Source organism: Paenibacillus ferrarius, assembly GCF_002027705.1.
Classification (GTDB): domain Bacteria; phylum Bacillota; class Bacilli; order Paenibacillales; family NBRC-103111; genus Paenibacillus_E; species Paenibacillus_E ferrarius.
Genome location: NZ_MBTG01000006.1, coordinates 225,078 through 244,037, shown reverse-complemented (window position 1 = coordinate 244,037; position 18,960 = coordinate 225,078). Strand labels below are relative to the sequence as shown.

At 50.9% G+C, this 18,960-nt stretch carries 17 protein-coding genes, 1 pseudogene and 1 riboswitch; of the genes and pseudogenes, 3 read left to right on the top strand and 15 right to left on the bottom strand.

All coding sequences use genetic code 11. From position 1 onward, the window contains the following. The first annotated feature begins 78 nt into the window (after positions 1–78). A pseudogene (locus tag BC351_RS08365) lies at positions 79–1,235 on the top strand (IS3 family transposase). A gap of 327 nt (positions 1,236–1,562) precedes the next feature. Here BC351_RS08365 and BC351_RS42110 read toward each other — a convergent pair. Further along, positions 1,563–1,988 (bottom strand): hypothetical protein, encoded by a 426-nt coding sequence (locus BC351_RS42110; RefSeq protein ID WP_158082015.1) that lies wholly within the window; start codon positions 1,986–1,988, stop codon positions 1,563–1,565. A gap of 438 nt (positions 1,989–2,426) precedes the next feature. Further along, positions 2,427–3,278: a sugar phosphate isomerase/epimerase family protein gene (locus BC351_RS08345; protein WP_079410655.1), complete on the bottom strand. Its 852-nt coding sequence runs from the start codon at positions 3,276–3,278 to the stop codon at positions 2,427–2,429. A 155-nt stretch (positions 3,279–3,433) separates the two neighbouring features. Between BC351_RS08345 and BC351_RS08340 the strand changes: the two genes are divergently transcribed. After that, positions 3,434–4,285, top strand: a complete 852-nt coding sequence (locus BC351_RS08340) for an AraC family transcriptional regulator (RefSeq protein WP_079410653.1) — start codon at positions 3,434–3,436, stop codon at positions 4,283–4,285. Between the two features lie 111 nt (positions 4,286–4,396). On the opposite strand, the gene BC351_RS08335 is transcribed toward BC351_RS08340, so the two are convergent. The 9 genes from BC351_RS08335 to BC351_RS08295 form a co-directional block, all read right to left on the bottom strand. After that, positions 4,397–5,512, bottom strand: a complete 1,116-nt coding sequence (locus BC351_RS08335) for an aminopeptidase (RefSeq protein WP_079410650.1) — start codon at positions 5,510–5,512, stop codon at positions 4,397–4,399. A 2-nt stretch (positions 5,513–5,514) separates the two neighbouring features. Further along, the gene (locus BC351_RS08330) at positions 5,515–6,117 is read right to left on the bottom strand and encodes an ArsR/SmtB family transcription factor (protein ID WP_079410647.1); all 603 of its coding nucleotides are present in this window, start codon (positions 6,115–6,117) and stop codon (positions 5,515–5,517) included. Positions 6,118–6,402: 285 nt separating this feature from the next. Continuing rightward, positions 6,403–8,187 (bottom strand): phosphomethylpyrimidine synthase ThiC, encoded by a 1,785-nt coding sequence (thiC, locus tag BC351_RS08325; RefSeq protein ID WP_079410644.1) that lies wholly within the window; start codon positions 8,185–8,187, stop codon positions 6,403–6,405. Positions 8,188–8,201: 14 nt separating this feature from the next. Then, positions 8,202–8,849, bottom strand: a complete 648-nt coding sequence (gene thiE, locus BC351_RS08320) for a thiamine phosphate synthase (protein ID WP_079410642.1) — start codon at positions 8,847–8,849, stop codon at positions 8,202–8,204. Then, on the bottom strand, positions 8,846–9,718 hold the full coding sequence (gene thiD / locus BC351_RS08315) for a bifunctional hydroxymethylpyrimidine kinase/phosphomethylpyrimidine kinase (RefSeq protein WP_079410640.1): 873 nt from the start codon (positions 9,716–9,718) through the stop codon (positions 8,846–8,848). Before thiD ends, thiE begins: the two co-directional genes overlap by 4 nt. A 158-nt stretch (positions 9,719–9,876) precedes the next feature. Next, positions 9,877–10,644, bottom strand: a complete 768-nt coding sequence (locus tag BC351_RS08310) for a thiazole synthase (RefSeq protein ID WP_079410638.1) — start codon at positions 10,642–10,644, stop codon at positions 9,877–9,879. Between the two features lie 5 nt (positions 10,645–10,649). Beyond that, positions 10,650–10,853, bottom strand: a complete 204-nt coding sequence (gene thiS / locus BC351_RS08305) for a sulfur carrier protein ThiS (RefSeq protein ID WP_079410636.1) — start codon at positions 10,851–10,853, stop codon at positions 10,650–10,652. Next, the gene (gene thiO, locus BC351_RS08300; protein ID WP_079410634.1) at positions 10,850–12,073 is read right to left on the bottom strand and encodes a glycine oxidase ThiO; all 1,224 of its coding nucleotides are present in this window, start codon (positions 12,071–12,073) and stop codon (positions 10,850–10,852) included. Before thiO ends, thiS begins: the two co-directional genes overlap by 4 nt. Further along, on the bottom strand, positions 12,074–12,694 hold the full coding sequence (locus BC351_RS08295; protein WP_079410631.1) for a thiamine phosphate synthase: 621 nt from the start codon (positions 12,692–12,694) through the stop codon (positions 12,074–12,076). It lies immediately after the preceding gene. Positions 12,695–12,807: 113 nt separating this feature from the next. Beyond that, a riboswitch (TPP riboswitch) is annotated at positions 12,808–12,906 on the bottom strand. 155 nt (positions 12,907–13,061) lie between these two features. Here BC351_RS08295 and BC351_RS08290 point away from each other — a divergent pair. Next, on the top strand, positions 13,062–14,033 hold the full coding sequence (locus tag BC351_RS08290) for a bile acid:sodium symporter family protein (RefSeq protein WP_079410628.1): 972 nt from the start codon (positions 13,062–13,064) through the stop codon (positions 14,031–14,033). Positions 14,034–14,066: 33 nt separating this feature from the next. Here BC351_RS08290 and BC351_RS08285 read toward each other — a convergent pair whose 3' ends face one another. From BC351_RS08285 to BC351_RS08270, 4 genes are all read right to left on the bottom strand, one after another. Continuing rightward, positions 14,067–14,585: a YbjN domain-containing protein gene (locus BC351_RS08285; protein WP_079410626.1), complete on the bottom strand. Its 519-nt coding sequence runs from the start codon at positions 14,583–14,585 to the stop codon at positions 14,067–14,069. 14 nt (positions 14,586–14,599) lie between these two features. Next, on the bottom strand, positions 14,600–16,534 hold the full coding sequence (locus BC351_RS08280; protein WP_079410623.1) for a hypothetical protein: 1,935 nt from the start codon (positions 16,532–16,534) through the stop codon (positions 14,600–14,602). Continuing rightward, a complete protein-coding gene (locus tag BC351_RS08275) occupies positions 16,534–17,433 on the bottom strand; it encodes an eCIS core domain-containing protein (protein ID WP_079410620.1) in 900 nt (299 codons plus the stop codon). The genes BC351_RS08280 and BC351_RS08275 overlap by 1 nt, the downstream gene beginning before the upstream one ends. Positions 17,434–17,559: 126 nt before the next feature. Beyond that, entirely contained in the window at positions 17,560–18,945 is a 1,386-nt protein-coding gene (locus BC351_RS08270; RefSeq protein ID WP_079410618.1) for a PP2C family protein-serine/threonine phosphatase, read from the bottom strand. Between the last annotated feature and the right edge of the window lie 15 nt (positions 18,946–18,960).

Genomic DNA, 18,960 nt, shown 5'->3' with positions numbered 1-18,960 from the left:
TGAAGTTAGACTATTTCGTAGACACACCTTAAGGAACAACCTTTATAATATAGATATTAAATAAGGTCGAGGTGTGGCATGGGATCACAACGTGAAAGTTATGATGAGGAATTTAAACGCAAGACAGTTGAACACATGGAGTCTGCTAATAAGAGACCAATTGAAATTTCTAAGGAATTAAATATTCCTAAAAGTACCCTAAGTCGGTGGATTAAACAGTACGGCAGTAGAACTGTAGAATCTCAGTCTCAGGTGTTTGTAGACTATGAACGAATGAAGAAGTTGGAGCAAAGCATCCTCGAATTAAAAGAGGAAAATGAGATTTTAAAAAAGGCGATGCACTTCTTCACAAAGGACCCGTGCTGATTTATTCGTTTATTTATAAACACCGCTTCCAGTACCGGGTCGAGAAGATGTGCACCGTTTTAGAAGTCTCACGAAGCGGATATTACAAATGGATTAAGAGGGAACCTAGTGCTCGTGAAAAGCGCTTAAAAGCGCTAGATCGGAAGATAAGAAGACTGTTTAATCACTTTAAAAAACGCGCAGGAAGTCCGACGATTACAGCCGTATTAAGAAAAAATGGGACTGCGGTTTCTTCCAAAACGGTCAGTCGGCGTATGAAGGAAATGGGATTGAAGTCAATAACCGTAAGGAAAGTAACGGCTACGACGAATTCTAAACATGACTTGCCTGTGTTCGAAAATGTGTTAAATCGTCAGTTTACTGTGCTAGCGCCGAATAAAGCTTGGGTAACGGATATCACTTACATCCAGACGGGCGAGGGCTGGTTGTATTTGGCAAGCGTAATGGATTTGTACTCTCGCAGAATTGTAGGATTTTCAATGGGAGCTCGAATGACAAGGGAGCTCGTTTTAGACGCGCTAGAGAAGGCATATAAGCGTCGCAAGCCTGAGCCAGGATTAATTCATCACTCTGATCGTGGCTCTCAATACGCTAGTCATGACTACCGCGCAAAGTTACAAGAGTACAAAATGATTGGCAGCATGAGCCGTAAAGGAAATTGCTATGATAACGCTTGTATCGAGTCCTTCCATAGCACGTTGAAAAAAGAATTTGTGTACCAAACAAAATTTAAGACCCGTAAACAAGCCATGAGAGAACTCTATGCTTACATTGAGTTTGACTATAATCGACTACGACCACATTCTACTCTAGGATACGAGACGGCTCATCATTTCGAACAAATTTACTACAGAAATCAGGCTGTCTAATGCCGTGGTTGTTCCTTAATTTTGTGTCTACGCTATTGACAGAAGTACATTTTAGCCCCTAAGGGTGCGAATTGCAACAAATAGCGTACTCCAGTTCCCTTACCTGTGCAGACAGCTCACTTTTCCGTCAATTAGCGTACTGTAGTTCCGCCTGCACTGATTCTCGCGCACAAAGTAACCTCACTTCGACGCATCGCGGCTCACAGAAAAACAAACATAACAAATTATCTCTCTCCCTCCGGCCTGTAGGAGGGTGCTTTTTGAATTTCACTGGATAAATTCCAGTCAAAATAGCATCTCCACCTTCCAAATCCGATAACACTGGATTTATTCCAGTGGGATTTGGGCTGGGGTTCGGGGTTGGGGCTGGGGCTGGGGCTGGGGCTGGGGCTGGGGCTGGGGCTGGGGCTGGGCCTTGGCCTTGGCCTTGGCCTTGGCCTTGGCCTTGGCCTTGGCCTTGGCCTTGACCTTGACCCTGGCCTTGACCTTGGCCTTGGCCTTGACCTTGGCCTTAGCCTTAGCCTTGGCTTTGGGCTTGACCCTGACCTTGGCCTTGACCTTGGCCTTGACCTTGACCCTGGCCCTGGCCTTGACCTTGGCCTTGACCTTGACCTTGACCCTGGCCTTGACCTTGGCCTTGACCTTGACCTTGACCCTGGCCTTGACCTTGACCTTGGCCTTGACCCTGGCCTTGGCCTTGGCCTTGGCCTTGGCCTTGGCCTTGACCCTGGCCTTGGTCTTTGCTTTGACCATGGCCTTGGCCTTGGCCCTGGCCTTGACCTTGACCTTGACCTTGACCTTGACCCTGGCTCTGGGCTTGGCCTTGACCCTGGCTCTGGGCTTGGCCTTGGCCTTGGCCTTGGCCTTGGCCTTGACCTTGACCTTGGTCTTGGTCTTGGCTTTGACCCTGATCCTGGCCTTGGCCTTGACCCTGACCTTGGTCTTGGTCTTGACCTTGACCTCGACCCCGGCCTTGACCTTGACCTTGACCCCGGCCCCGGCCCCGGCCTTGGCATTGGCCTTGGCCTTGAATAGGCAGTTGCAATTGCAGCTGGGCTCGGTTTGCAGTTAGGGTTATGGCGGCACCTATTGGAGCCTATAAAACAGAAAAAGCTGCCTCACAGTCATTTTCGACTTGTGAGGCAACCTCTTTTTATCCACCTATTTCACTTATCTACTCTGATCAATCTCTTAAGCCAACCACATCTTCACTTTCGTTGCAAAGTTAATCAGCATCTCCTGCGAGCCCAATTGACCGCTGAAATCTTCAATGCCCAGATAGCCGTCGTAGCCAACCGCTTTCAGGTCATCCAGCAACTGCTTATAATTTACGATGCCTTCATCCAGTGGCGCCCACTCGCTTCTCCAAAGCTTAATGCCATCCTGCTCTTCCCCTGTTGGCACCCATCTTGCATTTTTCACGTGCACATGTGTTAAATAAGGTCCAAGCAATTCAAGGCCCATACGGTAATTCTCATATCCTTCGTGAACCATGTTGCCTGCATCATGCAGAACACCAAGGTAATCCGGGTTGAAGCCTGAAATCAATCTATGGGCCAAACCAGCACTTGGCGTGATTGTGTTATGATGAATTTCGATGATGCCTTTAACGCCATATTGCTGAGAGAATTCTTGAACTTGGTGCAAGTAGTCCACAGCTTTTTTGAATAGATCATTATAGTTTTGGCTCTTATCATAGCCAGGAACGCCAACACGCATGAAGGAAGCTCCCACTTTACGAGCTGCTTTAAACGCTTGTTCTGTCTCAGCAATATCACAGCTGTTCAGGTAAGGCGTCACGCTTAAATTCACCAAGTTATGATTAACCGCGATGAGGCGGAATTGTTCCAGCTCTTCATCCGTAGCATTCGGATCAATGGAACAAAGGTTATTTCTCCAGAACGAAGGCTTTTCATTGGCAACATCCGCAGGAATATCTTTAAAACGCCATTCAATGCCTTCAATTCCAGCTGCAACGGCCGCTTTTGCTAGTTCTACAGGGGTCAAATCAGGTGTTGCTACAGTAAATACAGATAGTTTCATGGTAGATCCTCCTCGGCGTTATCAAGATACGCGTGTTTGACGAAGCAGTTTGTTTATCTATTGTTTATTTTGCAGTATAATAAAAACGTATTCATTGCATTAATTGGGCAAAAGTTTGCTAATATTGACTCCAGTTTAATAGAGGAGAGCCTCACATGCAGGACCTATACCAGAATCTAAACCAAATGATCAGTTTCCGACATGCTGTGACACATGATCCTATTCCGCTGGATTTCCATCAGCATCAAGACCATTACGAAATTTACTTCTTCCTCACCGGGGATGTTCACTATTTTATCGAAAAACAGGTGTACCCCTTGCAATACGGAGATTTGCTGATTATGCACAGCAATGAACTGCACCGCCCTAATTTCCAATCCAAAAAGCAGCGCTACGAGAATGTCGTCATTCACTTCAACCCCGCGGTGCTCAAGGGATTCAGCTCTCCGCAGTTTAATTTGCTGGATTGCTTCAACAATCGCGTATTCGGCGAACAGAACCGTATGCGACTGACACCGCAGCAGATCGACGATATTATGAAAATCTATGAGCGTATGGAAACCCATAGCCGCGCCCAAGCGCTCCCAGGCTCAGAAATCCTCTATGTGTCTGCGTTTATCGAGCTGCTCGTGTTTATCAATCGCACCTTTCAAAATCAAGGCAAGCAAGAAGAACAAGTGATGATTCCTGACAAACTTTCTTCACTCTTCACGTATATTGATGAAAATTTAGATCAAGATCTGTCCCTAGAGGTGCTCGAACACGTCGTATTCATGAACCGCTCTTATCTTTGCCGCTTGTTCAAAAAACATACTGGCAGTACGATTCATGAGCATATTTTATTCAAAAGGATCGCCAAGGCGAAGCAGCTGCTGCGCGAGGGCTCAACCGTCACTGACACGTGCCAGCTAGCGGGCTTCAACGACTACTCCAACTTCATCCGCACCTTTAAGAAGGCTGTCGGCCTGCCTCCTCGGCAATACCAGACGCAACAGCGGCGGGTGTAAGGCAAGGATGAGCTCTCGAGCTCCCGAGCACGCGCCCCCCGCACCACTGACAAGACATAAAAAGGTTGCCCAAGTCTTGATGACTTTGGACAACCTTTTTTCCAATTTAAGCTATTTCAAGTTCTCTGGATTAAGCTGCTCCAGCTCAGGCAAAACGAAGATGCCATCCTTGCGAATCAGCACATCATCAAACCAAATTTCGCCGCCGCCGTATTCCGGACGTTGGATATTGACGATATCCCAGTGCAGCGAGGATTTGTTGCCGTTGTAAGCATCATCGTAGCAATTACCTGGCGTGAAGTGGAAGCTGCCGTCGATTTTCTCATCAAAGAGCGTGTCTTTCATCGGGTGTTGAATGTATGGATTCACGCCAATGGCGAATTCGCCTACATAACGCGCGCCTTCGTCCATATCGAAAATTTCATTAATGCGGTCTGTATCGTTAGCCGTTGCTTTAATGATTTTCCCATTTTCAAATTCAAGCACGATGTTCTCGAAAATAAAGCCGTCATGAGGCGTCGGAGTGTTGAAGGAAATGACCCCATTGACGGAATCACGAACAGGAGCCGAGTAAACCTCGCCATCCGGAATGTTCAGTTCGCCATCACATTTCACGCCGCCGATCCCTTTGATCGAGAACTTCAGATCCGTACCTGGTCCAACAAGACGAACTTTGTCTGTGCGGTCCATGAGATCTTTCAAAGCATCCATCGCTTTGGACATTTTGCCGTAATCCATCGTACATACATTGAAGTAGAATTCCTCGAATGCCTCTGTACTCATGCTGGCCAGCTGCGCCATGGAAGACGTAGGGTAGCGGAGAACGACCCAGCGCGTATCTTTCACACGGACATCAAAATGAACCTGTTGATAATAAATGGAATTGTAGAGCTTCATCCGATCCGCTGGAATATCCGACAGTTCATAGATATTAGCTCCGCCTCGCACACCTATGTAGCCTTGCATTTGTTTCATTTGGAACGCATCGGCATCCGCCCATGTCTGCATTTGTGCCTCTGTCCCGTTCATGATCAGCTGACGCATAATAGCGTGGTCACGAATATTAACATAAGGATGAGCGCCCGCGGCGTGAACATGTTTCACAATTTCTTTCACCAGAGCAGCATCAATGCCGTAAGCTTCGATCAAAATATTTTCGCCGGGCTGTGCTTTAACCGAGTAGTTCACAAGGACATCAGCCAGCTTCGTTAGTCTTGGGTCTAGCATCGTTATCTCTCCTCTTCTTCATCCACCGCAAAGAACGGCTCATTGATTTGAAATCCGACCGTTGTTAAATAGAACCATTCGCCGTTCTCCTCCTGCTGCCCGTCCAGTTCAAAAATAAGCGCACGAAACTTGCTGAGCCATTCCGCAAATTTCTCCTTGCTCATCTTCACTTCAAGCTGTGTGGACATCCGATGCCACTGGGCACGATCGGAAGAAGGAATTTGGAAAGCTTCCTCCGGCGCGGCAATCGCGCGAAGTCTCGCACGGCCAAGTACGTTCAGCGTCGTTTCACGATAATAGTTCTCCACTTCGGACACATAAGGAAGCAGTGCTTCACTAGGCACGAAGCCACGTGCAACAGCGCGGTAAAATTTCTGCAAGATCCCATTCTTGAGTTCCGTACGAACAACCGAAATCAAGTTATGCTTTTCAAGTTCATTTAAATGGTAATGCACTTTGGCACGAGCCATCCCTAGCATTTTGGCCAATTGCTGCCCAGTGTAAGCTTTTTCGATTAAATAAAGCAGCACCTTTGCTCGCAATGGATCGCTTACCGTTTTTAATTGCTCAAGATCTTCAATAATATATACCGGTTGCAGCTTCATCTTAGACTCGACCTCCTCTAATGTACCCGTTCAGCCCATGAAATAACGGCTTCTTGGTCAACTATTAATCTCTTAACAAGATTAATTAAACGACGGTCAAATCTTTTTAACCGTATCATAATGCGAAAAGGAATTCATGTCAATTGCGGTTTCCATCGACATGACACCTCTTCCCTGTAATCATTTCAGCGCTTTAACGGATTACCGAAGTTAAGCTTTTCTCTATGGTAGCAAAAAGGGGCGTTTCTGTCACCACATTAATGGTGAAAAACGCCCCTAATTTCTTTACTGGTAAATACGGCTGCCCGTTTCCCGGAATTGCTTGGATTTCTCTTCCATCCCGCTGTTTCGCACACTCTCTTCGTCCAGCCCCTGCGCATAGGCAATCTGCCGGATGTCCTGCGTTATGCGCATGCTGCAGAACTTCGGTCCGCACATGGAACAGAAGTGTGCTGTTTTGGCTCCTTCAGCGGGGAGCGTCTCATCGTGGAACTCGAGCGCCCGCTCCGGGTCCAGCGAGAGATTGAACTGGTCGCGCCAGCGGAACTCAAAGCGCGCCTTCGACAGCGCATTATCGCGAATTTGCGCGCCAGGATGGCCTTTGGCCAGATCTGCCGCGTGCGCAGCGATCTTATAGGTGACGACGCCAACCCGGACGTCCTCTTTGTTCGGGAGGCCGAGATGCTCCTTCGGCGTCACGTAGCACAGCATCGCCGTGCCGAACGAGCCAATCATCGCCGCTCCAATGGCGGAGGTGATATGGTCGTAGCCCGGCGCAATATCGGTCGTCAGCGGTCCAAGCGTATAGAATGGCGCTTCTTTGCAGACATCCAGCTGACGATCCATGTTTTCCTTGATCAGGTGCATCGGCACATGACCGGGGCCTTCCACCATCACTTGGACATCGTGAAGCCAAGCCCGCTCTGTCAGCTCGCCTAACGTGTCCAGCTCGGCGAACTGCGCTTCGTCGTTCGCATCGGCGATCGAACCGGGGCGCAGCCCGTCTCCGAGGGAGAACGCGACATCGTAGGTTTTCATAATTTCGCAAATGTCCTCGAAATGGGTGTACAGGAAATTCTCCTGATGATGAGCCAAGCACCAGGCAGCCATAATCGAGCCGCCGCGAGACACGATACCTGTCACACGGTTAGCCGTCATTGGGATATAGCGCAGCAAGACACCTGCATGTATCGTGAAGTAGCTGACACCCTGTTCCGCTTGCTCAATTAACGTATCTCGGAATACTTCCCACGAGAGATCCTCGGCTTTCCCATTCACCTTTTCCAAGGCTTGGTACAAAGGAACTGTTCCGACGGGAACCGGGGAATTGCGGATAATCCATTCGCGTGTTGTATGTATGTTTTTGCCCGTTGATAAATCCATGATCGTATCTGCGCCCCAACGGGTCGCCCACGTCATTTTCTCCACCTCTTCTTCAATGGAAGAAGCGACTGCGGAATTACCAATGTTGGCATTTATTTTCACTAGGAACTGGCGTCCGATAATCATCGGCTCGCTTTCGGGGTGATTAATATTAGAAGGGATTATGGCGCGGCCCTCGGCTACTTCCTTGCGAACGAAATCTGCTTCTAAATTCTCGCGAATGGCAATGTACTCCATCTCAGGTGTCACGATTCCTTGCCGCGCGTAGTGCATCTGCGTCACATTGCAGCCTTTTTTTGCTCGCAGCGGTCTGCGGGTTAAGCCTGGAAATATCTCGGCTGCCCCTTTGGCATCTGGCGAAGCAAGCCCATTGTCCTCCGGCTTCACTTCACGTCCCGTGTAGGCTTCCACGTCACCGCGCTCTTCAATCCATGGCAACCGATTCGCGGGCAGCCCCTGCCGAATATTGGTTTGGCAGTCTGCATCCGTGTATACACCGCTAGTATCATAGACTTGGACGGGCTCGTTGCCCACTTCTTCCCCGCTCATATGGGTCGATGTTCCCAAAGCGATCTCTCTCATAGGTACTTGGATATCTGGTCGTGAACCCTGTACATACACTTTGCGGCTGCCTGGAAATGTGCCTACTAGGATGTCTTTCACAGGCTCCTTACTTGTCGTTGTCAATGGAATTCCCCCTCTTACCTATTGATAATTCGCCAAAGCTTCTCTGCTGCTTCACGCGGTGAGCTTGCAGCGGCAATCGCGCTCACCACGGCAATACCGTCCGCCCCGGCTTGAATGACGGGCGCGGCATTCGTGGCATCGATGCCTCCGATGCCGACTAACGGAAGCCGGATACCGCCTTGGCGTATCCGTTCTATCATGGCCGGCCCCCGAACCTCACGCGCATCAAGCTTCGTGCGCGTGGCATACTGGGGGCCTACGCCCAAGTAGTCGGCGCCTTCGGCCAGCGCCGCCTGGGCTTCTTCTGGATCGTGGGCCGAAATGCCCACGATCATGTTCTTCAGCCGCTGCCGCACAGCGGCGGCTGGGGCGTCCTCTTGGCCGATGTGAATGCCATCGGCCTCCAGCTCTAGAGCGAGCCCTTCCTCATCGTTCACGATGAAGGGGACCTTGTGCTGCGCGCAAAGGCGGCGCAGCCGCGCGCCCAGCTCGCGCTTCGCCGGCCCCTCCAGGGCTCCGGCGCCTTTCTCGCGGAACTGAAACATCGTGATGCCGCCGGCAATCGCGGCCTCCAGCACCGCATAAGGGTCAGCCCCCCCGCAGTTCGGGCTGCCCATGACCAAGTACAAACGCAGCGCGTCCCGCAACTGTTGGATATTCATCGCACACCTCGAAGCGCCACATTTTCGTTGATGATCACCGCATTCATTTGCTCACTGCTCGTCGACGCTCTCATCCCTTGCTGATAGGCCCAGTGATTCGTCGGGCCATGTCCGCTTCCGATATGCAGTGGCTCCGCAATCGCCGCCTGAATGAAGCTTTTGGCCAGCTGAAACCCAGCCTTCATAGTTAAACCATGCGCCAGCCCAGAAGTAATTGCAGCCGCAAACGTGCAGCCCGTTCCATGCGTATGACGGGTCACCAACCGACGTGTGGAAAACTCCGTAAACGATTTCCCATCGTATAACAAATCTGTCGCCTGCTCGCAGTCTTCTTCGTGTCCGCCTTTGATCATGACATGCTTGCAGCCATATCCATGAATTCGCTGGGCTGCCTCTTGACGCGACCCGTTGTCCGTAATCGCAATGCCGCTAAGAGCTTCCGCCTCCGGAATATTCGGTGTAATCACATCGGCAAGCGGCAATAAATAGTGGATCATCGCATCTATCGCCTCTTGTTGAAGCAGTGAAGCACCGCCTTTGGCAATCATGACAGGGTCAACGACGACTCGCTCCCACTTGTACTTCCGCACGGCAGCAGCGACGACTCGGATGATGTCACCGCTGAACAACATCCCCGTCTTCAACGCATCCGGCGATAGATCCTCGCCAATAGAAGCCAACTGCTGCTCAATCGCCTCCGCACTCATGGGATAAACGCCTTGAACTCCAAGCGTGTTCTGAGCAGTCACAGCCGTAATGACCGACATCCCGTACACGCCAAGCTCCTGAAAAGTCTTCAAATCCGCCTGTATTCCCGCACCTCCGCCACTATCCGATCCTGCAATTGTCAGTGCTTTGTAGATCGACATTCCGCTCCCCCTCTCCGCTTCCATTTCCCATCCAATAAGCTGGCCTATTTGGGAAAGTTCAGAAGCTTTTTCACGCTTTCGCGCTCCGAGTCTGCCTTTTGGGCAGGCTCAGCTCCCACTCCTGCTGCATAGCAGCTAGGCCCGCCACCCCAAACCTATTAAACCCGGCTAAAGCCTTCCATCGGACTGCTTGCCGAAGCATAGCGCTTTTTGGGGATTCTCCCCGCTTCAAAGCCGGCACGTCCTGCTTCAATGGCAAGCTTCATGGCGTAAGCCATTTTGATTGGATCTTTGGCGCCGGAAACGGCTGTGTTCAGCAGCACGCCATCCGCGCCCATTTCCATAGCAAGCGCAGCATCGGATGGAGCCCCGATACCCGCATCCACGATGACCGGGATCGTCGATTGCTCAATGATGAAGCTAAGATTCAGCGGATTGATGATCCCTTGACCCGTCCCGATTGGTGAAGCGCCAGGCATAATGGCATGCACGCCAAGTGCTTGCAAACGTTTAGCCAGCAACACATCATCCGACGTATATGGCAGCACAATGAAGCCTTCCTCCAGCAGCATCTCAGACGCTTTTAAAGTTTCAACGGGATCAGGCAGCAGCGTTTTCTCATCGCCGATTACTTCCACTTTGATCATGTCGCAAAGACCGGAGGCTTTCGCTAACTTCGCGATGCGCACCGCTTCTTCGGCTGTTTTGGCGCCTGCTGTATTCGGCAGCAGGGTGAAGTTGGCAACGTCGAGCATCGACAAGAAATTCGGCTGGCTCGCCTCAAAAATGTTCATCCGGCGCACAGCAAACGTCAAAATTTGTGACTCACTGGCAGCAACAGCCTGTTTTTGGATATCAAAATCCGGGAACTTCCCCGTGCCTAGCAATAAACGTGAACGAAACTCATATGGACCGATTTGCAACATATTGATTATCCCCCTCCGACAAAATGTACGATTTCAATTTGATGTCCTTCAGAAAGCTCAGCTTTCGCATGGTTTTCCTTTTGTAAAATTATGTGGTTATGTTCCACGACAAGCATTTTCTCCCCCAGCTCAAAATGCGTAAGCAGCTCGTCAATGGTCCGAATCTTATCCGGAACTTCCACAGATTCACCGTTAATGTGCAGCTTCAAATGTTTTGCAGCTCCTTTCCCTTTGTTTGTGTTGCTGAAAATAGCCCTTGCTCTTGCTGACGAATACGTCTGGATGCAGCTGACAGATCCGGGCTAAAAGCATCCAACCACGGTTCCATGCCTAGTTCCAGCTCGCCTTGCTGGATTCCCTCCATCTCATCCAAAACAAGCTCCGCAATCACCTTGCCGGTAATCGGGCTGAGCAAAATCCCATTGCGATAATGTCCGCAAGCCGCATACAAACCACCATACCCCGGCACTCGGCCGATGTACGGCAGTCCGTCAACTGTCTGCGGCCGCAGTCCCGACCAAGCCTTCTCCCACTCGGCAGCGCCCAGAGCAGGCATGAGCTGCCTCGCACGATCCATCAGCTCTGCAAGCCCTGCCAACGACACCTTGCGATCGTAGCTGTGCGGTACAACTGTGGCGCCAACCACAAGCCGCCCGCCAGCTTTAGGAACGATGTAGCACCCTGGTGTAAACAGGGTTTTCCTAAGCTCCTGCTGCTGTGTCAGCACTGAGAAGCACTCGCCCTTCACGGGATACATCGGCAGCTCGGCACCGATGCCAGCCAGCAATTGCCCGCTCCACGTGCCCGCCGCTACAATGACGTGGTCGCTCATAAGCGGGCCCTCGCTTGTCATCACGCCGATGACGCGCTCCCGCTCTGTCAGCAGCGCCTGCACTTGGGCGAATTCTCGCACCTCCGCCCCAAGCAGCCGAGCTGCCTGAGCGAATGCGGCCGCCAGCAGCGGCGCCTCTACCTGCCCGTCATCCGGCAGGTACAAGGCTCCCCGTGTCGCCCCGCTCAAGGCGGGCTCCAGTGCTGCGGCTGCAGCTGCGCTCAGCCACTCCGCTCTTTCCCCTGCTGCGCGCTGGAGCTTCTCCCGCGCGCGCAGCTCCAGCTCTTGATCGTCGCTGAGCGCGACGTTCAGCAGCCCCTCACGGACGAGACCGATGTCGATGCCCGTGAGTGATTTCAGTTCCTCGCTCAGCTGCGGGAACATCGCTCGACTGTGCCGCGCCCACTGGAAGAGTGGGCCCGTATCCTCCATCTCGGACTGTGCGCCGAGCATACCCGCCGCTGCGGCCGAAGCCTCAGTACCCAGTCTGCTGCGCTCCAGCAGCGTTACGGATTGGCCGCGCTTCGCTAAATAATAGGCAATCGAAGCGCCTATCACACCACCGCCGACGATGATCACTTCTTTCGTCTGCTTCATTTATCTCATCTCCGTTTGCTTAAGCTGATTTACATAGGCCTGCACAGCTTCTACAGGGTCAACCGCTTCCCAAATGCCACTCATGACCGCAATACCAGAAGCTCCCGCTTCCAGCACAGAACTGACTCGTTCAGGTGTGATGCCGCCAATTGCGATTATGGGGAGTGTGACTCCATCCGCAACATGGCGCAGCTCCTCTAACCCTCTTGGCATGACGCCAAGCTTCGATTTCGTCTCGTAGATATGACCAAACAACACATAATCCGCTCCCTCCTGCTCACGCAGAATCGCTTCTTCCGCGCTATGTACGGATATCCCTATCCGCCGTACGCCGCTGTAGAGGCCTTTTATCTTAGGAAGCGGCATCGTGTGGCCCGGAAGCTGAAGCCCTCCAAGCTTCTCAGCTGCTGCTATCCACGGATATCCGTTCACATAAAGACGGTTCGCAGGAATACCTTTGTCGAGCAGAAACTGCAAACCGATATAGTTCTCGTCCATCGACTTCGTTTTTTCGCGAATATGGATCGCTGTCACATAAGGGTGGATCTTGGCTGCTGCTGCTGCCAGCTCCGTCCATCCCAGTTTTCCATTGGATATAACATGCAGTTCATATTTTGGCATCGAAGATTGCCCTCCTTTGTTCAAAAGGTCTAAAAACCACACAAAAAAACCACTTTTCGCAATGAAAAGTGGTTGTAGGTTGCCGCATAATAAACATGCATAGATGAGGCGCCGATGTTCGTTTTCCACTTTCCTCCGCTGGTATGACCCAGTTCAGGTTCAAAGGGTTCAGATGACTCTGTCTCAGCCTTGCGGCGCCCCTAGGGATACTTAGATATTCAATTGTTACTTATCATAGCACGTCATCCAGCAGTTGGAAACAGAAAGTTTCCTCCACGCTTTCATCTAGTCACTATGCTTAGGAGCTCTTATAATAGGGAGACTGAAAGAACCCAGAGCCAACTTACTTGAAAGGAAGTTCATCCAGATGCTGTCACAATTCAATCGTCAATTGGAAAAAATCTTGCCCCTCATCACACCCTTCAGCGTTCTGATTGGTGTTCTGCTCGGAAGTCATTTATCAGTATTCACCTTCCTATCGCCTTGGTTGTTTGCCTTCATGACCTTCTCAGGCAGCATAAGCTCAAGCTTCAAGGAATTTGTTAAAGTGGTCGTTCAACCGCTTCCGCTGATCACCACTCTTCTTATCTTGCATGTCGGAATGCCATTGATTGCATTAGGACTTGGACATGCCGTCTATAGTGATGAGCCTTTGACGATAACGGGTCTTATTTTGGCAGCTGCCATACCTACAGGGATCACCAGCTTCGTCTGGGTAGCGATTTATCGCGGCAACATTGTGCTGACGTTATCCATTATTTTGATGGACACGATTCTCTCCCCTTTTGTCGTTCCTTATACCTTATCGGCTCTGATCGGCACGAAAGTCCAACTGGACTCTTTGGCCATGATGAAAGGTCTCTTCTTCATGATCGTAGTTCCGTCTTTAATCGGGATGCTGCTAAACCAATGGACCAAAGGCCAGATCAAAGAAAAATGGAGCGGACGTCTCGGCCCTTTTTCCAAAATAACAATGGGTATCGTTGTCGCTATCAACAGCTCCGTGATTGCCCCCTATTTGCGAGATTTCAATGCTAAATTACTAGGCTTAGCCGGTTTCGTTCTATTCATAGCCTCTCTTGGCTATATGCTGGGATGGCTTGTCGCCAAGCTGATGCGCTGGGAGCAGGACGTTGTTGTTGCTCTTACTTTCAACAGCGGTATGCGCAATATCAGTGCTGGCGCCGTCCTCGCCGTTGCTTATTTCCCGCCTCCTGTGGCGATTCCCGTTGTATTAGGCATGTTATTCCAGCAGTCGCTTGCTTCGCTTTTTGGCTATTTATTGAATCGACGGTATGCTTTGAAAAGCAATACATTAAAAAAACCGATCTCATCCTAACGGATAAAATCGGTTTCTTCCCATTGCCATTCCCTACCGCAAAGCCTGAATAACCTGCTCCGCGTCAGCTTCACCGCTAGCTACCAGCTCCACATGCTCAGCAAACATATCGCACATATAGACGAACAAGCTGAGAATTTCCAGAACCTCTTCGCTTTCAAAGGTGCTTGTTGCTGGAATGCTGTATACGTAGCGGTAGTGGAGTTCATTTTGTTCATTGATGCCGAAATGGCCGATTGGGAGTCTTGTGTTGATTTCCAGCAGAAGAGAAGCGACTTCCCCGCGTCTTCCCTCTTGCAGATGAAAGGGCAAAGTGCTATAAATTTGCAATAATTGAATAGCGCCAATTTCTTCATCATTTAAAGGCAAAAAGCTAAAGTGAAGGAAACGCTCACGGCCTTTCTTGTCTTCTTGGAAGCCAGCCATCAAAACGTGAAGCGGAATCGCCTCCGATTTTTCCAATAAATTCGTGGCTAGTCCTGTTTCATCCAATATATCTTTCAGCAATCCTAATTGTGCCAAGTGACGTGCATGTACAAGGTCAGGCAGCATCTGTTTCACTTCTCCTATTCTCGTTTAGCCATAGCATCAACAAGGAATTTTCTCAGTTCAGGCAAATCTGTTTTATATTTATCCAATTGAAGCGTACTTACACCCGCAGCCTCAATAAATCTGTCAACAGTGATGTACGCATCCGGCGTTGCATTTGTTCTGGCAGGCAGCTTATGGATCATGTCGAGAATTAACTCAGCATCTTGGACCCGCTTCGCATGTTTCTTCTCCGTTGACTTATCCGCATTAAATACAGCCTTGGTAATGCCCCATGCGTCTGCTTTGGCCGCTCGATCTCGTCCTGCCTGCTTCAAAGAACGAACCACCGGCATGGCTGCGCCGACACCTGATGCCACAATTTTCAGTGGTGTACCCACTTGCGCTCCGACACCTGTCAAGGTCGCGATATCTGCTGCAATTTTGGTCAACTCGAGTCCAATTTGCAAGCCTCCGCGCGTGGTCCGCTTCACGTTAATCTTCTTCATCTCTTTGGCTAGCTCATACTGGGTAATTTCATCAAGTTCGATTTGGGCATCTGCTGCTTCTTGGGCATTGCCATTCGTTATCTTATCCCGAAGGGTTTGCTTATGCAAGTCCAACTTCACTTTATCGACACCGGCATTCCCGCCGAACCAACGCTTAGCCTTGATGTAGGAAGCATTCGCATGCTTGCCTTTGAACTCGCGCTTCAACGTCGTCATGGCCGATCGATTCAGGCCTGCTTTGATCACATCAACGGTTTTAATGGCAATTTTCACACCGCTTACTGCGATACTAACACCAGGAATAACCGAGACCAAACTACCTGTGCCGGTCTCCATGATTTCCATAATGCCTTTCGCCACTTTGAGGCTGGAGTGCGCAGCCGAAATGGCGTTGCTGACAATCTCAATGGCGCCTTTGGATTTCTCTCCCTTGTCCAAGCCGCCATTTTTGCTGTGTTTGTCGTACAGATCATAAATGCCTTTAACCGCCATAATCGTACTCTTGACTGCAGAAATGGCTTCGCCGACAGTACCCGCATAATCGCTAACTGCCGAGGAAGCTCCGACCCCATCCACTTGCCCGGTGGACTTCGCAGCTTTATCGACAAGTCCAGCCGATCCGCTGACCATTTTACCTGTAGATTCAATCATCGATGATCCCGTTGCTGCGTAATTCCAGTTCTTGTTATGAACGGTCCTGCTGCTATCTCCAGAAATTTCCATCGTTTCACGAATAGCATTCAAAATTTGAAAAGGACCCGCTACCAAATCAGCGGTTGAGGCGACGGCGCCAAAGGAGGCTGCCTGCTGTCCTGTACTGGCGTCACCGGTTTTATCGTAGGAATCCTTCAGGTCATCCGCCCTCGCTCCAAAGCTGTCACTGAACGTTGAAACGGCTCCACCCTGTGCATCTGTGATACTGCTGGCTGTACCCGGCGCATCCAATGTCCCATAGACCGGTTGAGCCGCAGGCGTTGTCACGGGTGCTGGCGTGCCTGGGACTACCTGCGCTGCCGGCGCTGGCGTGCCCGGAACTACTTGCGCTGCCGGCGCTGGCGTGCCTGGAACTACTTGCGCTGCCGGCGCTGGCGTGCCTGGAACTACTTGCGCTGCCGGCGCTGGCGTGCCCGGGACTACTTGCGCTGCCGGCGCTGGCGTGCCTGGGACTACTTGCGCTGCCGGCGCTGGTGTGCCTGGAGCTGCCTGTGTCACCGCTGCTTGCGTTGCAGGTGCAGGCACGGGTACTACCTGCTGCTGGGCAGCTGCGGGGCTCCTTTGAATCAGCTGATTCGTATAGGCCTGTGTTGCCCGGTTGCCCGCCGTACGCTGCATTTGCATGAAGAAATCCCTTGATAGAGGAGACATTTGGGGCGCTGTACTGCTGGTTTGGGCGGCTTGCGATTGAGCGGCCCGTTGATGAGATGGACTGGCTGGTTTAGCTTGCAACTGCTTTCCCTGTGGCATTATTTCCCGCCTCGCTGCTGAACGACATGTGTCAATTCATGACCAAGCAATTCCTGACCGTCACGGGTATCTGGATTGTAGCGTCCCTCACGGAAAAAGATATCGTTCCCCGTAGCAAAAGCTTCCGCACCCAAAGAAGCGCTCAGCTTCGTAGACTCCGTGTCATTATGTATATTAACGTTGCTAAAATCCTTTTGAAAAGCGGATTCCATCTTCGCTTGAATGTTCACATCCATTTTGCTGCCGCTGCCTTGCTTGGACTTAATCTGGGATTCGATTGAAGCATCTACGCCTTCGTCCTCGCCACCCTTACGTTGGATCGATTCCGCCGATGGCTTCATCTGCAGCTCATCCTCGTCCTCTTCCGACTCCGTACGCTGAATCGCGTCCGCCGATGGCTTCATCTGCAGTTCGTCCTCCTCCGACTCCGTACGCTGGATCGATTCCGCCGATGGCTTCATCTGCAGCTCGTCCTCTTCCGACTCCGTGCGCTGGATCGATTCCGCCGATGGCTTCATCTGCAGCTCGTCCTCCTCCGACTCCGTACGCTGGATCGCGTCCGTCGCTGGCTTCATTTGCAGCTCTTCTTCCTCCGAGCCTTCACCTTCGCTCTCCGTACGCTGCACGTCCGGCTTGGACGAACCGCCGCTTTCGGATGCTGCAATATGATCAGCGACTTCTTTACCAACTTGATCCGCTTCTTGCTCATAGGAGTCACCAACAGGCCCTACCGTTAGCTTCGTCTGAACAGACAGCATGCTGCCCATTGCTTTGTTGCCAATCGTTCGTTGTATGTTCATAAGGTCTTGCGACTGCCCATGCGTACTGCTTTTGGTACGATGATTGCTTTGCAGAGAAGTATCTTGCTGCCTGCTGATGCGCGTTTGATTCATTGGCATGATGAACCTCCTATAGTTACTGCTGAGTTTTTACTCATTTATACGGGCTTGCACTCCCTTAGATATCCGTGTCCGAGTGCATGAAGTCTATATCATTCACTATATCATACCTAGGTCGGTTTGAGGCTACATTTTGGATGCTTTACGGTCGACGACAAGCACAGCAATATCATCCGATTGAACAGCTCCGCTTGTGAAATGATCGACATCTTCAACCATACGTTCCAACAAGCGGGTTTGATGGCTTGCCTGTTCATGGCTCAATAGCTGTTGAAGACGAGTGAAGCCGTATTGCTCGAGTTGGTTGTTCTCCGCTTCTGTTATCCCATCCGTATAAAGGATAAGGCGATCACCAAGCGCTAATGTGACTTCGTTGTCTCTGTATGCCATGTCCTCCATTACACCTAGTGGAAGACCTTTTATTCCCTTCAACTGCTCCACATCCCCGGTCTGCCGCAAAATATAAGGCGGACAATGACCGCCATCGGAGTACAACAATTGTCCCGTGCCAACATCAAGCAAGCCGCAGAAGATCGTTGCAAACATAGTGGAATCATCCTTGTACAGCTCCTGATTTACAGCTGTCAAAAGCTCTCCAGGTGTCATCTCGGCAGTCATCTTCCCCTTAAGCAGCGTCATGGTCACCGTCATGAACAAAGCGGCTGGAATTCCCTTGTCCGAGACATCTCCGAGCACGAAGAACAACCGATGATCACCGATGCGAAAATAGTCATAGAAATCCCCTCCCACTTCACGAGCAGGGCGAATGAAGGCCTGTGTCTGAGCCGTGGCAGCCGGGCTTCCACTCAAAACATCGGGCACAAGCAAGCTTCCGCGAGGCAAGAAGCCCATCTGAATATCGGTGGCAATGCGCAGCTCGCTTTGCATCCGTTCTTTGGCCGCAGTCGTCTTCTCGAGTGCATCGTACAGCATCGCATTCTCAAGCGAAGCCGCAATCGGCGAGGCGATGGATTCCAGTAGCTGTACATCGCGATCCGTAAAGTGGTCTCCTTCTCGCTTGTTCAATACCTGCAGGACACCGATGATCTTGCCCTTGCTAATAAGCGGAACGCAAAGCAGGCTGCGCGTGGGGTAATCTACTCGCTTTGCGACTTTTGATGACCAACGCTCATCTTGCGCCGCATCGTCAATTTTGACGGATTGGCCCGTTTGGGCGACCCAGCCTGCAATGCCTTCTCCGATCTTGAGCCGGATTTCTCGAACTTCGTCGCCTTTGGTACCAAGCGCAAGATCGAAGAACAGCTCCCCTTTTGCCTCATCAACCAAAATAACAGACGAAGCCTCCGCATTCATGATGCGGGAAGAGGTTTCCATGATTTTAACAAGCAAATCCTCTTTGTGAATCGTCGAGTTCACTTCTAAGCTGACATCGAATAGCTGCATCGTTCTGCCAAGCTCCATCTCAGCTGAATTGCGCTTACGCTCACTGCGCAGCCAGCCGGCGACAACCGCAAGGCAAGCCAGAAGGAGCACACCTGAGACGATATTCATAAAGCGTGCCTCCTC

Excerpts from the sequence above, each read along its gene's own strand:
- BC351_RS42110 (WP_158082015.1), bottom strand. The coding sequence starts at position 1,988 with ATGGTCAAAGCAAAGACCAAGGCCAGGGTCAAGGCCAAGGCCAAGGCC.
- BC351_RS08345 (WP_079410655.1), bottom strand. The coding sequence starts at position 3,278 with ATGAAACTATCTGTATTTACTGTAGCAACACCTGATTTGACCCCTGTA.
- BC351_RS08340 (WP_079410653.1), top strand. The coding sequence starts at position 3,434 with ATGCAGGACCTATACCAGAATCTAAACCAAATGATCAGTTTCCGACAT.
- BC351_RS08335 (WP_079410650.1), bottom strand. The coding sequence starts at position 5,512 with ATGCTAGACCCAAGACTAACGAAGCTGGCTGATGTCCTTGTGAACTAC.
- BC351_RS08330 (WP_079410647.1), bottom strand. The coding sequence starts at position 6,117 with ATGAAGCTGCAACCGGTATATATTATTGAAGATCTTGAGCAATTAAAA.
- thiE (WP_079410642.1), bottom strand. The coding sequence starts at position 8,849 with ATGAATATCCAACAGTTGCGGGACGCGCTGCGTTTGTACTTGGTCATG.
- thiD (WP_079410640.1), bottom strand. The coding sequence starts at position 9,718 with ATGTCGATCTACAAAGCACTGACAATTGCAGGATCGGATAGTGGCGGA.
- BC351_RS08310 (WP_079410638.1), bottom strand. The coding sequence starts at position 10,644 with ATGTTGCAAATCGGTCCATATGAGTTTCGTTCACGTTTATTGCTAGGC.
- thiO (WP_079410634.1), bottom strand. The coding sequence starts at position 12,073 with ATGAAGCAGACGAAAGAAGTGATCATCGTCGGCGGTGGTGTGATAGGC.
- BC351_RS08295 (WP_079410631.1), bottom strand. The coding sequence starts at position 12,694 with ATGCCAAAATATGAACTGCATGTTATATCCAATGGAAAACTGGGATGG.
- BC351_RS08290 (WP_079410628.1), top strand. The coding sequence starts at position 13,062 with ATGCTGTCACAATTCAATCGTCAATTGGAAAAAATCTTGCCCCTCATC.
- BC351_RS08285 (WP_079410626.1), bottom strand. The coding sequence starts at position 14,585 with ATGCTGCCTGACCTTGTACATGCACGTCACTTGGCACAATTAGGATTG.
- BC351_RS08280 (WP_079410623.1), bottom strand. The coding sequence starts at position 16,534 with ATGCCACAGGGAAAGCAGTTGCAAGCTAAACCAGCCAGTCCATCTCAT.
- BC351_RS08275 (WP_079410620.1), bottom strand. The coding sequence starts at position 17,433 with ATGCCAATGAATCAAACGCGCATCAGCAGGCAGCAAGATACTTCTCTG.
- BC351_RS08270 (WP_079410618.1), bottom strand. The coding sequence starts at position 18,945 with ATGAATATCGTCTCAGGTGTGCTCCTTCTGGCTTGCCTTGCGGTTGTC.